Annotated in this window: 14 protein-coding genes; 5 read left to right on the top strand and 9 right to left on the bottom strand. The window is 34.5% G+C overall.

Annotation, left to right across the window (positions count from 1 at the left end; genetic code table 11):
- Positions 1-7: 7 nt before the first annotated feature.
- Positions 8-2,002 carry a ComEC/Rec2 family competence protein gene (locus ES675_RS00395; protein WP_082985924.1) on the bottom strand — a complete coding sequence of 665 codons (1,995 nt, stop codon included), beginning with the start codon at positions 2,000-2,002 and terminating at the stop codon, positions 8-10.
- Positions 2,003-2,069: 67 nt separating this feature from the next.
- Positions 2,070-2,597 carry a C40 family peptidase gene (locus ES675_RS00390; protein ID WP_066252327.1) on the bottom strand — a complete coding sequence of 176 codons (528 nt, stop codon included), beginning with the start codon at positions 2,595-2,597 and terminating at the stop codon, positions 2,070-2,072.
- On the opposite strand from ES675_RS00390, the gene ES675_RS00385 reads away from it, so the two are divergent.
- Entirely contained in the window at positions 2,596-3,870 is a 1,275-nt protein-coding gene (locus tag ES675_RS00385) for a DNA cytosine methyltransferase (RefSeq protein WP_231931292.1), read from the top strand. The two genes, ES675_RS00390 and ES675_RS00385, sit on opposite strands and share 2 nt — an antisense overlap.
- On the opposite strand, the gene lpxB is transcribed toward ES675_RS00385, so the two are convergent.
- The 3 genes from lpxB to surE are packed head-to-tail and all read right to left on the bottom strand — an operon-like array spanning position 3,860 to position 6,030.
- The gene (gene lpxB, locus ES675_RS00380) at positions 3,860-4,975 is read right to left on the bottom strand and encodes a lipid-A-disaccharide synthase (RefSeq protein ID WP_066252330.1); all 1,116 of its coding nucleotides are present in this window, start codon (positions 4,973-4,975) and stop codon (positions 3,860-3,862) included. The genes ES675_RS00385 and lpxB overlap by 11 nt on opposite strands.
- Before the next feature lies 1 nt (position 4,976).
- Positions 4,977-5,261, bottom strand: coding sequence for a hypothetical protein (locus tag ES675_RS00375; RefSeq protein ID WP_066252332.1), 285 nt, complete (start codon positions 5,259-5,261; stop codon positions 4,977-4,979).
- Positions 5,254-6,030 carry a 5'/3'-nucleotidase SurE gene (gene surE / locus ES675_RS00370; protein WP_066252414.1) on the bottom strand — a complete coding sequence of 259 codons (777 nt, stop codon included), beginning with the start codon at positions 6,028-6,030 and terminating at the stop codon, positions 5,254-5,256. Before surE ends, ES675_RS00375 begins: the two co-directional genes overlap by 8 nt.
- A gap of 153 nt (positions 6,031-6,183) precedes the next feature.
- On the opposite strand from surE, the gene ES675_RS00365 reads away from it, so the two are divergent.
- Together ES675_RS00365 and ES675_RS00360 are read left to right on the top strand one after the other, a co-directional pair.
- The gene (locus ES675_RS00365; protein WP_066252416.1) at positions 6,184-8,340 is read left to right on the top strand and encodes a carboxy terminal-processing peptidase; all 2,157 of its coding nucleotides are present in this window, start codon (positions 6,184-6,186) and stop codon (positions 8,338-8,340) included.
- A gap of 6 nt (positions 8,341-8,346) precedes the next feature.
- The gene (locus ES675_RS00360; RefSeq protein WP_066252334.1) at positions 8,347-9,432 is read left to right on the top strand and encodes an ABC transporter permease; all 1,086 of its coding nucleotides are present in this window, start codon (positions 8,347-8,349) and stop codon (positions 9,430-9,432) included.
- A gap of 7 nt (positions 9,433-9,439) precedes the next feature.
- Here the strand turns inward: ES675_RS00360 and ES675_RS00355 are convergent, their stop codons facing one another.
- From ES675_RS00355 to ES675_RS00340, 4 genes are all read right to left on the bottom strand, one after another.
- Positions 9,440-10,114 carry a hypothetical protein gene (locus ES675_RS00355; RefSeq protein ID WP_148367186.1) on the bottom strand — a complete coding sequence of 225 codons (675 nt, stop codon included), beginning with the start codon at positions 10,112-10,114 and terminating at the stop codon, positions 9,440-9,442.
- Positions 10,115-10,236: 122 nt separating this feature from the next.
- On the bottom strand, positions 10,237-10,800 hold the full coding sequence (locus ES675_RS00350) for a hypothetical protein (RefSeq protein ID WP_066252337.1): 564 nt from the start codon (positions 10,798-10,800) through the stop codon (positions 10,237-10,239).
- Positions 10,797-11,399 (bottom strand): ribosome biogenesis GTP-binding protein YihA/YsxC, encoded by a 603-nt coding sequence (gene yihA / locus ES675_RS00345; protein WP_066252341.1) that lies wholly within the window; start codon positions 11,397-11,399, stop codon positions 10,797-10,799. Before yihA ends, ES675_RS00350 begins: the two co-directional genes overlap by 4 nt.
- 40 nt (positions 11,400-11,439) lie before the next feature.
- Positions 11,440-12,204 carry an alpha/beta fold hydrolase gene (locus tag ES675_RS00340; protein ID WP_066252343.1) on the bottom strand — a complete coding sequence of 255 codons (765 nt, stop codon included), beginning with the start codon at positions 12,202-12,204 and terminating at the stop codon, positions 11,440-11,442.
- Between the two features lie 294 nt (positions 12,205-12,498).
- On the opposite strand from ES675_RS00340, the gene mraZ reads away from it, so the two are divergent.
- Both mraZ and rsmH read left to right on the top strand, forming a co-directional pair.
- Positions 12,499-12,969 carry a division/cell wall cluster transcriptional repressor MraZ gene (mraZ, locus tag ES675_RS00335; protein ID WP_066252346.1) on the top strand — a complete coding sequence of 157 codons (471 nt, stop codon included), beginning with the start codon at positions 12,499-12,501 and terminating at the stop codon, positions 12,967-12,969.
- The gene (gene rsmH, locus ES675_RS00330) at positions 12,956-13,852 is read left to right on the top strand and encodes a 16S rRNA (cytosine(1402)-N(4))-methyltransferase RsmH (protein ID WP_066252418.1); all 897 of its coding nucleotides are present in this window, start codon (positions 12,956-12,958) and stop codon (positions 13,850-13,852) included. Before mraZ ends, rsmH begins: the two co-directional genes overlap by 14 nt.
- Positions 13,853-13,864 lie beyond the last annotated feature (12 nt).

The following is a 13,864-nucleotide window of genomic DNA, read 5'->3' as shown; positions in this document are numbered from 1 at the left end:
TTTAGTTTTATTTTAATATAAAAGCGCCTTTTTCACCTGTATAGTGAAAAAGGCGTTTTCGTGTTTTACAGGTTTCAGTCCATCGTTTTATATACGATTTGTAATTGCTGCCATCAGCAATAATAACTAGCGGATTTAAAGAATCTATTAGTCGATTTAAATTAATTTTTGGCGACTGACTCAAAATAATATAATCAGGTTTAAATGATACGTTTTTGTAAACACCTAAACTGTCAATTATTAATAACTGTTTCTGGTTGAAATTATACACATTTTGAATCGTTTGATAGTCTATCTTCTTAATAAAACTCCCAACACGATAATTGGTAATACTATAATCTGTTTCCAATTTCAAGCTGTCTAAATTATGAAATACCTGCAAGTGAAATCCAGACTTTTTACTAATAACACTGTGTCTGCTTTTATGAAATACCACCAATTCATTATTATTGCTATAATAATATTGATTGAAAAATAAACCAATTTGGAATATGCAAGTTACAACCAATGCCAAAACAAGTCTGTTGAACGATTTGGATATATAATACTTCGTACAGAGTAGGATTATCAGATATAGTCCAATAACAAGAAACCAATTCATGGGAATGTCTCTGAAAATAAAAGCTTCCTGATGTGCAATCCATTTAAAAAAGTAATTCATCAAACTAATAATATCACCAAAAATATCTGTCAATAAGCTTTTAGGAATGCCTAATAGAGCCATGCCGAAAATTAATAATCCATAACCTAAAATAAATCCTAAAAATGGAATTACCACTACATTAGTCAATAAGAATAGCCCAGGAAATTGATGAAAATAAAAAATACTCAATGGGAAAATTCCTAATTGTGCGGCCAATGAAACCGTCATTAACGTAATAATTTTATTGGGAAAGGAATAGGGTGTTTTTAAGCGTTCAAACAATAGCGGATGAACTGCTACGATTCCAATAACCGCTAAATAACTTAATTGAAACCCGATTTCAAATAAAATCATGGGATTCCATATCAGTAATATAAATGCCGAAATAGCCAACGTGTTATAAATGTTATAAGGCCGTTTTAAATACATGCCTACGGTTATTACACTAAACATGGTTACAGCGCGTAAAATAGAAGGTGATAATCCCGCAACCACGGCATAACTCCACAGTATAAAAAGAATGATGATAGCAGTAATATACCGACCATGTTTAATAAGTAATAAAGGTTTAAACAACCATTTTAAAAGGAACAGAATAATGCCAATATGCAATCCAGAAATCGCTAGAATATGAATAGCGCCAGCATTTACATAATCCGCGTATAATTCCTTGCCAATATCCTGCCTTTGCCCTAAAAGGAGTGCATTTATGACGGCTAATTCAGATGCGCTATAATTATATTTCTGGAGACCTTTGTTTATGGCTTGACGGAAATAATCAGCATAACCATAGATGCTATTTTTTTCAGTGGATAGGATGGAAACAAATTCAGCTTTGCTATAAATTTGAGCATAAATCTGGTGATTTTCTAAATACGTTTTGTAATCAAATTGATGCGGATTTAGAGGCCTGTAAAGTTCTTGTAAACTGCCAAATATTTCAATCTTATCATCTACTTGAAAGTTTAATAAACTGCTGTCTTTACTAATGTTTAATAGAATATCTCCAAAAACACTTTTGCCATTAATCGTTTCTATTTCAGCAATGTAGCGTTGGTTGAATACGTTAGGTTTTAAAACCTCTAAAATCCGCAATTGAAACTGCGAAAATTCGGTTTCAGAGATAGAATACTGATGCGTGTAATGATTTTCATAATTTAAATGATTGTGGGTTTTTACACTTAAATTACCCAAACTTATAACCATTAAATAAGTAGCTAACCCAAACCAGATGGATTGTTTAAACTGATTTCGATTTACAAAATAAGTGATGGTAAGAATTAGAAGAACTACGAAAGATATAGTCACAGAAAACTTCAGTGATACTGCTAACCGCAAACTCACTAAAATACCTAACATGAAACAGCATGTTAGTTTAACTATCGGAAAATCAAGAAGTTTCACAATAGTAAGTTACGAAAATAACTTACAAGATTCGTCGTGCTTGAACAAATGCAAAATACCAATACTTTTCAGAAAGCTCTGAAATCATAACACCGCTACTTGTAGATGCATGAATAAATTCTACAAAACCAGTACGTGATTCGGTTACAATTCCTACATGATTTACGTTTCGGCTATTTTTACTGGTGGCAAAAAATAATAAATCCCCTTTTTGAACCTCTTTAACATCTACCCAATCACCTGTTACGGCTAATTGTGATGTGGTTCGCGGCAATTGAATGGCTTCTTTTTTAAAGGACGTGACAATTAAACCAGAACAATCCATACCTTTTTTGGTAGAACCACCATATTTATATCTCACGCCATTAAACGTTTTGGCATAATCTATAATAGATTCTGCTTGAGAATTATAAGTCCCGCTGTTGCTGCCTATTTTTTTGGTAGCTGGAGCAGATTTAGTCGTTCTTTTCGATGATGTAGTCGCCTTTTTTGTCGACTTGCAAGCCGAAAAACAGAATAGGCATAATAAAATAAGTAAGCTTTTTTGCATGTTTCCAAAAATACACATTTTTGTTATAAAAAGTAATAACAACTTAAAAACTTGGTTGGACAACACATATAAAACGGTTACTTTTAACCTTTCAAAGGAATTTTACAATATGAATGTAGTCGATTTGTTTTCGGGTTGTGGTGGATTAGCACTTGGTTTTAAATGGGCTGGATTCCAAACGCTGTTAGCAAGTGATGTTGATGAAAATTGTGAAAAAACCTATTCCCATAACTTTCCAAATGTGCCGTTTATTAAAAATGATTTACGAGACATTTCTACTAATGAATTAAAAAAACACATTTCAAATCCTGTAGATGTGGTTGTTGGAGGTCCACCTTGTCAAGGGTTTTCATTGGCTAATAAAAACAGAAACAAAGCCAAGTCAGATCCTAGAAACGAGTTGTTTTACGAGTTTGTTCGTGTGGTTACCGATTTACAACCCAAAGCCTTTGTTATGGAAAATGTACGTGGCTTATTATCCATGCAAAAAGGACAGGTTATTAAACTTATGAAAGACGAGTTTGAAAATGCAGGCGTTGGATATCAAGTGGAATATCAAGTGCTTTTAGCGTCGGATTATGGTGTGCCACAAAATAGACAACGGGTTATAATGATTGGCATCCGAAAGGATTTAGAAAAGCAACCGCTTTTTCCAAAGAAAACCTATGAAAACCCCGTTACCGTTTGGGAAGCTATATCCGATTTGCCGCAAATTAACGCATCCGAAGGTGCCGAAAAAATGACCTATGAAACTGAAGCCACAAATAATTATCAAGAATTTGTCAGGAAGCAAAGTTCGTCGGTTTTTAACCATGTGGCTATGCGCCATACCCAACGATTAATCAATCGGTTTCAGGTAATTAAAGCGGGTGAATCATTAGCGCATGTTTCTCAAGAACATGCTGCGGTAAAACGTGGAAATCCGAAGGAGAAATCGAAAATCGTTTTTTCGCAAAATAATCAGCGTTTACATGCCGAAAAACCTGCGCCAACAATTGCAGCATCCTTTCAAAGTAATTTTATTCATCCGTTTTTACATCGGAATTTTACTGCTCGTGAAGGCGCGCGATTACAATCCTTTCCAGACACCTTTATTTTTCAAGGTATGCGGACCAAAATGAGTTGGGAAAAGGGCTTGAGTCAATATCAGCAAATAGGAAATGCGGTTCCACCATTATTGGGTTATGCTATAGCCAAATCGTTGCAAGAAACACTTTCTGGCATTGAAAATTCAAACAAAAAACTATTTGAAAGTTTACCTATTACGTATTAAGTGATTTATAGATAAGCTGAGCCGTTTTAGCACTTGCACCTTTGCCGCCTAACTTTTTTTCAAGTTCGTAGTAGTCCAAAAATAGCTTGTTTCTAGTTGGTTTATCAAGAATTTTATCGAGTTCTATTTTTAGGTTTTTTCGCGTAAAACTAGCTTGAATCAATTCGGTTACAACCTCTTTATCCATAATTAAATTCACCAAAGAAATGTATTTAATATGCTTTACCAAACGCTTGCCAATTTGGTAGGATAACCAACTGCCTTTATAGCAAACCACTTCTGGAACTTTAAATAAAGCAGCTTCTAACGTTGCCGTTCCTGATGTTACTAATGCTGCGGAAGCAACACTCAATAAATCATACGTTTTATTTGAAATAAAGTGAACGTTGGAATTTTTAATAAACTGTTTGTAGAAATCGTAATCCTGACTTGGTGCACCCGCAATTACAAATTGATAGTTAGGATAGTCTGGAGTCAGGCTTAACATAACCGACAACATTTTGGAAATTTCTTGTTTTCTACTGCCAGGTAATAGCGCAATTATTGGTTTTTCGCTTAATTCGTTTTCCGCTCTAAAGGTTGCTTCGCTAATTTGTTCGCGACCAGAAATAGCATCAATAAGTGGGTGACCAACAAAAGTTACTGGATAATTATGGGTTTTATAAAACGTTTCAACAAAGGGTAAAATAACGTACATGGCATCAATGTCGCGTTTAATATCTTTTACACGTCCTGGTCTAGATGCCCAAACTTGTGGCGAAATATAATAATTTGTTTTAAATCCTTCTTTTTTTGCCCACTTGGCAATACGCAAGTTGAATCCTGAATTGTCTATGAAAATAATAACATCTGGTTGGTATTCGGTAATATCCGTTTTACATAAATCGAAATCCTTAAAGATAGAAGAGAGGTTCATAATCACTTCTGCAAAACCCATAAACGAGCGTTCTTTGTAGTGTTTCACCAAAGTACCACCAACGGCTTGCATTAAGTCACCTCCCCAAAATTGAAATTCTGCTTTTGGGTCTTCTTTTTTCAGAGCTTTCATCAGGTTGGAACCATGCAGATCACCTGAAGCTTCACCAGAAATTATATAATATTTCATACTACATAAATTTAAATAGAAATGTTGAAACCGCAACAATAACGGTTGCTAAAAGCACACCTCTTGCGCGATAATCTTGTTTTTTCTTGATAAAGATAAAAAAGGCGACTAAATTTAGAATGGCTCCCAAACTAACCAATTTCCCCAAAAATCCATCTGCAGAAGCATTTTTCAGTGCCATCATAAAATCATCATGATTTCCTAAAACCATTGCAGCTAAATAAACACCTATAGCATTGGCAATTAAGCCAACTAATAAACCTATAAAAACTTCTTTTTTAATCATTAAAATTCCATGTATTTAATTGCTGAACATAATGGTGCGCTGTTAAATCAAATTGAACAGGAACAACGGAAACATAGCCGTTTTCTAAAGCCCATTCATCCGTATCTTCACCTTTATCTAAATTAACAAATTTTCCCGTTAACCAATAATAATCTTTACCTTGAGGTGTTTGGCGTTTATCAAATTCTTCTTGCCAGTTTGCCTTGGCTTGTCGGCATATTCTAATTCCTTTTATATCTTTTTCTTCAAGATTCGGGATGTTAACGTTCAAAACAATATCTTTTGGTAAACCATTTTTTAAAACTTCTTGTGTCACCCTTTTTGCTATAATTTTGGCTGCTGTAAAATCGGCATTGTAATTATAATCTAAAAGCGAAAAGCCTATAGCAGGAATGCCTTCAATACCGGCCTCTAAAGCGGCACTCATGGTTCCCGAGTAAATAACATTTATAGATGAATTTGAACCGTGGTTTATGCCAGAAACACAAAGATCAGGACGTCTATCCAAAATTTCATTTACCGCTAATTTTACGCAATCTGCAGGTGTGCCAGAACAACTGTATTCAATACGTCCAGAATCATCAATCGTAACACGTTCCAAATGCAGTGTAGAATTAATGGTTATGGCATGCCCCATGGCACTTTGCGGACTGTCTGGCGCTACCACCACAATATCACCTAAATCTTTAACAGCCTCAATTAAAGCGCGTACGCCAGGAGCTGTAATACCATCATCATTTGTGACTAAAATTAGTGGTCTTTTTGTCATTATATTTTCGTTTATTCCGGCTGCTAAAATACATAAAATCATGCGCAATGCCTTAATTTATATGGTTTAACAAAAAATTATTAGTGATTGGTTAATTTGGCATGGTTTTTTCATTAATTTAGTGAAAAATAATCTATGCTTTTTTTGAGACTTATGAAAAGGAATTATAACATTTTAGTGCTCTTGCTGTTGCTCGCATTTGCATCCTGTAGTTTTACTACCAAAACATTTGACGATCCTGATAAAGATAAACTGCTAATTCAAGTAATAACTTATGTTTTAGAACGTGGTCATTTTGATCCTAAAGCGATGGATGACAACTTTTCAGAACAGGTTTATTTGGATTATCTCGATCAGATAGATCCATTAAAACAATATTTTTACAAATCGGATATTGAAGAATTTTCGAAGTATAAAACGGAGTTAGATGATCAGTTGAAAGCTTATGACATTTCATTCTTTAACTTAACGCATGAGCGTTTGGTAAAACGTATTGAAGAAGCTAAAGTGATCTATAAGGATATTTTAGCTGAATCTTTTGATTATACTAAAAACGAAACATACGATGCGGATTATGAAAATATCGGTTATGTGAAGAACAAGAAAGAATTAACGGATAGGTGGAGACAACGTTTAAAATATAGTAATTTATCAAATTATGATGAATTGATGGTTGAACAGAAAAATTTAGAAAAGATTAATGCCATGGCAGACTCTTTAAAAATTGATCGTGTCGTTAAAAAATCGAAGTCTGAAATTGAAAAAGAATCGCGTAAAGCAACGCTTAAAACCATTGATATTTATTACAACGATTATATAGATGATTTGGATCGTGATGACTGGTTTGTTATGTACATCAATGCTATTGCGCAAGAATTTGATCCACACACCACGTATTTTGCACCTCAAGACAAGGAGGCTTTTAATCAAGATATGGCTGGAAAATTAGAAGGTATTGGTGCACGTTTACAAAAGCGAAATGATAACACTAAAATCTTGGAATTAATTTCAGGAGGTCCAGCTTGGAGAGGTAAAGAATTGGAAGTTGGCGATGTAATTATGAAAGTACGTCAGGAATATGAAAAAGATGCGATTACCATAACGGGTATGCGTATTGATGATGCTATTAAATTAATAAAAGGTCCAAAAGGCACTAATGTATTTTTAACCGTTAAAAAAGTTGATGGTACGACTAAAGTTATTAAAATTACGCGTGATATAGTTGAAATAGAAGAAACACACGCCAAGTCCGCTTTTGTTAAGAAAGATGGTAAGAATTTTGGTATCATTAATCTGCCGAAATTCTACGCAGACTTTGAAGATTATCAAAAATTAAATGCTGCAAATGATGTTAAGAATGAAATTATTCGTCTTAAAGAACAAGGCATGGAAGGTTTGGTTTTAGACTTACGTAATAATGGTGGTGGATCGCTTCAAACCGTTGTGGAAATGGCCGGATTGTTTATTGAAGATGGCCCAATTGTTCAGGTGCGTTCAACCGAACATCCGAAAGAAGTTTTAAACGATACCGATAAATCTATAGTTTGGGATGGTCCATTAGTAATTTTAGTCAATGAATTTTCCGCATCAGCTTCAGAAATTATGGCAGCTGCCATGCAAGATTATAAACGCGCTATTATTATTGGAAGTAAGCAAACCTATGGCAAAGGAACTGTTCAGTCTTTTTACGATTTAAACAACATGGTTAGAAATAATCAAGAAGGGGATTTGGGTGCTTTAAAAGTTACTAGACAAAAATATTACAGAATAAATGGTGGATCTGTTCAGTTGGAAGGTGTGAAAAGTGACGTAGTCGTTCCAGACCGTTTCAGTTATATTGATATTGGAGAAAAAGACCAGAGGAATCCATTGTCTTGGGATGAAATTGATGCAGCCGATTATAAATTATGGGAAGGCTATTTTGATTATGATACGACTATAAAAATGAGTAATGATCGTATGAAAGATAACGAACAGCTTAAACTAATTGCTGATAATGCGCAATGGGTTCGAGCCCGAATGGATGAAAAAACCTACCCATTAAATTATGAAGATTATAAAGCGCAATTAGATGCCAATGAAACAGAATCTAAAACGTTTGATAAAATTGGAGAGTATAAAACCAACTTAACATACGAGTCGTTGCCTTATGAACAAAAGCTTTTTGTTCAGGATACTGTTTTAAAAGACAAACGTCAGCGTTGGCATGAAAGCTTAAGTAAGGATGTTTATGTTGAAGAAGCATTACATGTTTTACAAGATTTAAAGACATCGTATAATATTAAAAAAATGGCGACAGTTAAGGACTAGAAATTCATGAGTCAACAATCCAACTCATTAAGTCAATTAGCGCTCCAGAAATTCAAAAAAGATTTCTGGGGCGTTTTTAGTTTGGGGTTTATTATTTTTGTTGGGTTGATTTCTATATTTGCTTATGTGGTTGCGCCTGATAATTCGCAATATGCCAATCAGATGCACTTATCTATTCATTCTAAAAAACCTGGATTTGAGGTTCAAATGCTAACCATTCCGCAAAAAACAGATATTAAAGAATCGGTCTTTTCAACTGTTTTCTTTGGGAAGAAAATTCAAGATACGGAAACCCCTATAACGATGTATTCTACCGAAAACAATACCTTAACCTATACGGAATATGCGTCTGATGGTTTGGAAGGTATGACCAAAACGATAGACATGAATGGCCTTTCTGAATCGGATTTGATTTCGAATAAAACCTTCCTTTTTGGAACCGATAAATATGGTCGCGATTTATTAAGTAGAACACTTGTTGGTGCTAGAATATCGTTCTTCATTGGCTTTATAGCCGTTTTTATATCTCTGGTTATTGGCATTTTCATGGGTAGTGTGGCTGGTTATTTTGGTGGTCGTGTGGATGCCATTATTATGTGGTTTATAAATGTGTCTTGGTCCATACCAACCTTATTATTGGTGATAGCCATTACCTTGGCTTTAGGAAAAGGGTTTTGGCAAGTGTTTATTGCAGTAGGGTTAACCATGTGGGTTGAAGTAGCTCGTGTAGTACGTGGTCAAGTTATGGGCGTTAAAGAAATGCAGTATGTTACAGCGGCTCGTGCGTTGGGTTTTAATGATTTTAGAATAATTACCAAACATATTCTGCCAAACATTATGGCGCCAGTTATTGTAATTTCGGCAGCTAATTTTGCAGCAGCTATTTTAATTGAAAGTGGCTTGAGCTTTTTAGGAATTGGTGCGCAACCACCTATGGCAAGTTGGGGAGCTATGATAAAAGATCATTACAATTACATCATTCTTGGTAAGCCGTATTTGGCTCTAATTCCAGGATTCTGCATTATGAGTTTGGTTATGGCATTTATGCTCATGGGAAATGCGCTACGTGATGCTTTAGATGTTAAATCTTAAGAGTATTCTAATCATTGCTATCAAAAAATAGTTTCCAATTTTTTTGTTCTAAATGTGTCACCATCCAATCTGGTCGGTATTCACCATTTCGAATTAAGGTTTCACCGTTAGGTTTGATTATGGCGTAGGAACCGCAGTTCGTGGGGTAAATGAAGAGTTTGTTTCGAAACGTTTTTTTGGCATCTATAAAAAAATATTCGTTTTTATCATTTGGCTTATTAGCCAATGTCATCCCTTCTTCATATAATGTTATGTAGGAAATGTTTTTCTTTAAGATGCTTTTGCGTAATGGATCTGTAAATTTTTTTCGATCCTTAATATTATCTTCTGTCCAGTTATTATCCCAACGTGGAACGGTACAAAGGTCATCCTTATAATTATATTCTATAAGAATTATATTGTTTTTTGGGATTTCTCTATTTATGATTATTTCAAGTTGCAAAGTAATCTCGTTATAGTCATAATTGCCAGTCATGTATAAATCCTTTTTAAGCGTGTAATTCTTGATTCCGTTTGTATCTATATGAGACCAAGTCGTTAACAGTAAGTCTTTGTTTCGCCATCTTTTTTGATAGTCTTGATTATCTATTTCTTGACCATTTTCATCTATATAAATGTTTTCTTGGGCGCTTATACTATGCAACATAAAAAGAAGAAGTAGAATACTAAATAGGGCTTTCATAAATGGTTTATTTTAATTATTCGCCTGAATTAAAAAAGATGGACCAATTGTCGTCCTCTAAAAATTGAATCATCATTTCTGGATCATATTCGCCATTTCTGGTTATGGATTGACCATTTGATTTAAATATTTGCATAAGAACCACAAAGTGCCGGCATGGTAAAAAATTGTTTTCTAAAATAGTTGCCCTGATCTGTAAAGAAATATTCATTTTCGTTATCAGGTTTGTTTTTTAGAATGATACCTTCTTCAAATAATGCAATGTATGTAATATTGTTTTCTTTCAATTTTGGAAGTAGGGGCTTTCTATAGTCTTTTAAACGATGCAGTTCAGATCGTGTCCACTTATTGTCCCATTGTGGCGCGTACAAGTCATCTTTGTAGTAGTATTTTATTAGTAAGATGTCATTCGTTGGAATCTTACGATTGATAACAGTTTCCAATTGGGTTTTAATTTCATTATAATTAAAAACACCTTGTTGAAATCTATCATTTATGGCGTGATGTTTTATGCCATTTTTAGCAACATATTGCCAGGAGCTTAATAACAGATCTTTATTTTGTCGTATTTTATTAAAAGCTTCGCTGGTTATTTCTTGACCGTTTTGGTCATGATAGATGTTTTCTTGCGCAATTGAAGTTTGAAGAATAAATAAAATTAAAATGAAACTAAAGCAGGTTTTCATTCCTCCATGTTTTCATTCAACGCATGGATGTATTTCAGAACATCATCTTTACCAATGTCCTTGGATGAAGACGTAATAAAATAATTAGGCATGTTTTCCCAAGTCTCCAACATAATAGCGCTATAGTCGGCTACATGGTTTAAAATGGCTTGTGGTTTTAACTTATCAGCTTTGGTGAAAATAATGGAAAAAGGAATGCCGTTTTCACCCATCCAAGCCATAAATTCTAAATCTATTGGCTGTGGTTTGTGTCTAATATCTACTAAAACAAAAGCGGATACCAATTGCTCACGTTGTGTGAAATAATCGGTTATAAATTTTTGAAATGTTTTTTTGGAGCTTTTAGAAACGCGTGCATATCCATAACCTGGTAAATCTACCAAATACCAATTTTTATTAATTAGGAAATGGTTTATAAGCTGTGTTTTCCCTGGTCTACCTGACGTTTTAGCTAGACTTTTTCTACTAGTAAGCATGTTGATTAATGATGATTTTCCAACATTACTGCGTCCAATAAACGCATATTCAGGAACCAAGTTTTTGGGACATTTTGCAACATCAGAATTGCTCATTACAAATTCTGCCGATTTAATTTCCATAGCTTTTTCCCAGAATTTTGGGTTTTTAAGAGTTACTGTTTTATAATCCGCGTTTCGTTAACCAACCATCTAAAATGGTGTTAAACTCATCGGGATGTTCCATCATGGCTGCATGGCCACATTTATCAATCCAAAATAATTCTGAATCTGGTAATAATTCGTCAAATTCAACAGCTACTTCCGGAGGTGTAACCGTATCATTTTTCCCCCAAATAATACAGGTTGGCGTCGTCATATTTGGCAAATCTTTTGCCATATTATGACGAATAGCGCTTTTAGCAATAGCCAAGGTTTTAATTAGTTTGTGTCTGTCGTTTACAGTTTCGTAAACTTCGTCAACAATCTCCTTAGTGGCTACTTCAGGATCATAAAAAACGTCTTGTGCTTTTTTCTTAATCACTTCGTAGTCACTGCGTTTAGGGTAGCCGCCACCCATGGCACTTTCATAAAGTCCAGAACTTCCTGTAATAATTAAACCTTTTACTTTTTTTGGATATAATTTAGTGTGATATAAACCAATGTGTCCACCTAATGAGTTTCCTAATAGGATAACATTATCAAGTTCTTTGAATTCTATAAAGTCGTGTAAATATTTGGCGAAACTTTTTACATTTGTCTTTAAAAGCGACATGGAGTAAATAGGTAATTCGGGAATAATTACACGATACCCCTTTTGACTGAAATAATTAGTTACGGAATCAAAATTGCTTAATCCACCCATTAAACCATGTAAAACAATGATGGGTGTGCCTTTTCCGACCTCTATGTAACTATAGCTTTTCTCTTTTTTTAATCTATGCGCCATTAATTGGTAAGTCTTTTCTTCAAACAAATATAGGTAAATCATTGAGAATATATTCACTTTTCTTAAAAGTGACAAGTCAGACTTTTAACCAAGATGTTAACAATTGCAAAATGTTAAAGTTTTTCACTGTTTAATTTCCTGATTGGTAGTCCTTAAAGGTCTTTTCTGCGTTTTGAAATCGCCTTTTCTTCACAGATAATCGAAAAATTATCAACAAAGTGGTAGAAAGTGGTAAAAGGTGGTAAAATTTTCAATATATTTGAATCTTAAACCCGAGAATCGATACAAACCGCTTTGAGCTCATTAATAGGAACATACGAATGTAAAGTAGACGCAAAAGGACGACTGATGTTGCCTGCTGCGCTGAAAAAACAGTTAGCGCCTGCTTTGCAAAACGGATTTGTTTTAAAACGAGCTGTTTTTCAATCATGTTTGGAATTGTATCCAATGGCTGAATGGGAAGCGTTGATGCAAAAAGTAAATAAGCTAAATCGGTTTAAGAAAAAGAACAATGATTTTATACGTCGCTTCACGGCAGGTGTTAAAATTATTGAAGTTGATGCTACAGGACGTTTGCTTATTCCTAAAGATTTGGTTGCATTCGCAGATATTTCAAAAGAAATAGTCATGTCAAGTGCCATTAACATAATTGAAATTTGGGATAAAGATAAATACGAGCAAGCTATTGATGATGCCACAGGCGATTTTGCAGATTTGGCTGAAGAAGTAATGGGACAAGACGATGACGACCATGGAATATCATAATCCAGTTTTACTAAAAGAAACCGTTGATGGTTTAAATATCAAAGAAGATGGTGTCTATGTGGATGTCACCTTTGGAGGTGGTGGACATAGTAAAGAAATACTGAAACGTTTGGGTAAGAACGGGAAGCTTTTTGCTTTTGATCAAGATCCAGATGCGCTTGAAAATACGATTGATGACGAACGGTTTACGCTAATTCATGAGAATTTTCAGTTTATGAAGCGTTTTTTACGATTCTATGGCGCGAAAGAAGTGGATGGGATTTTAGCCGATTTCGGCGTGTCATCTCATCAATTTGATGTAGCTGAACGTGGTTTTTCTACACGTTTCGAAGCAGATTTAGATATGCGGATGAATCAGAAAAGTGCACTGTCGGCTTATAATGTGGTGAATGATTATGATGAAGAACAAATAAGTCAAGTGCTTTGGCAATATGGCGAGTTACGACAAGCAAATGCTATGGCACGCGCTATTGTTGAACAGCGAAAAACAGAGCCTATCAAAACCAGTGACCAATTAAAATTAGCTTTAAAGCCATTTTTACAACATAAAAAGGAAAACAAAGTATTGGCTCAAATTTATCAAGCCATTCGTATTGAAGTGAATCAGGAGATTGAAGTGTTGAAATCCTTTTTGTTACAAGCGCCAGAAACTTTGGTAGAAGGTGGCCGATTAAGCGTCATTTCTTATCATTCTTTAGAAGACAGGTTGGTTAAACGTTTTATTAGGAATGGGCTTTTTGAAGGCGAACCAGAGCGCGATATGTATGGCAATTTTGAAGTGCCTATGAAAAAGGTTGGTAATTTAATTGTGCCTTCGCGAGAAGAAATAAAAGCAAATAATCGAGCAAGAAGTGCCAAACTTCGAATTGCTAAAAAACTATAATTCCTATTAACT

This window comes from Algorimicrobium algoritergicola (assembly GCF_008086165.1).
In the GTDB taxonomy this organism is placed as follows: Bacteria; Bacteroidota; Bacteroidia; order Flavobacteriales; family Flavobacteriaceae; genus Algorimicrobium; species Algorimicrobium algoritergicola.
The sequence above is the reverse complement of the archived record's forward strand: the minus strand, read 5'-3'. Positions and strand labels throughout refer to the sequence as shown.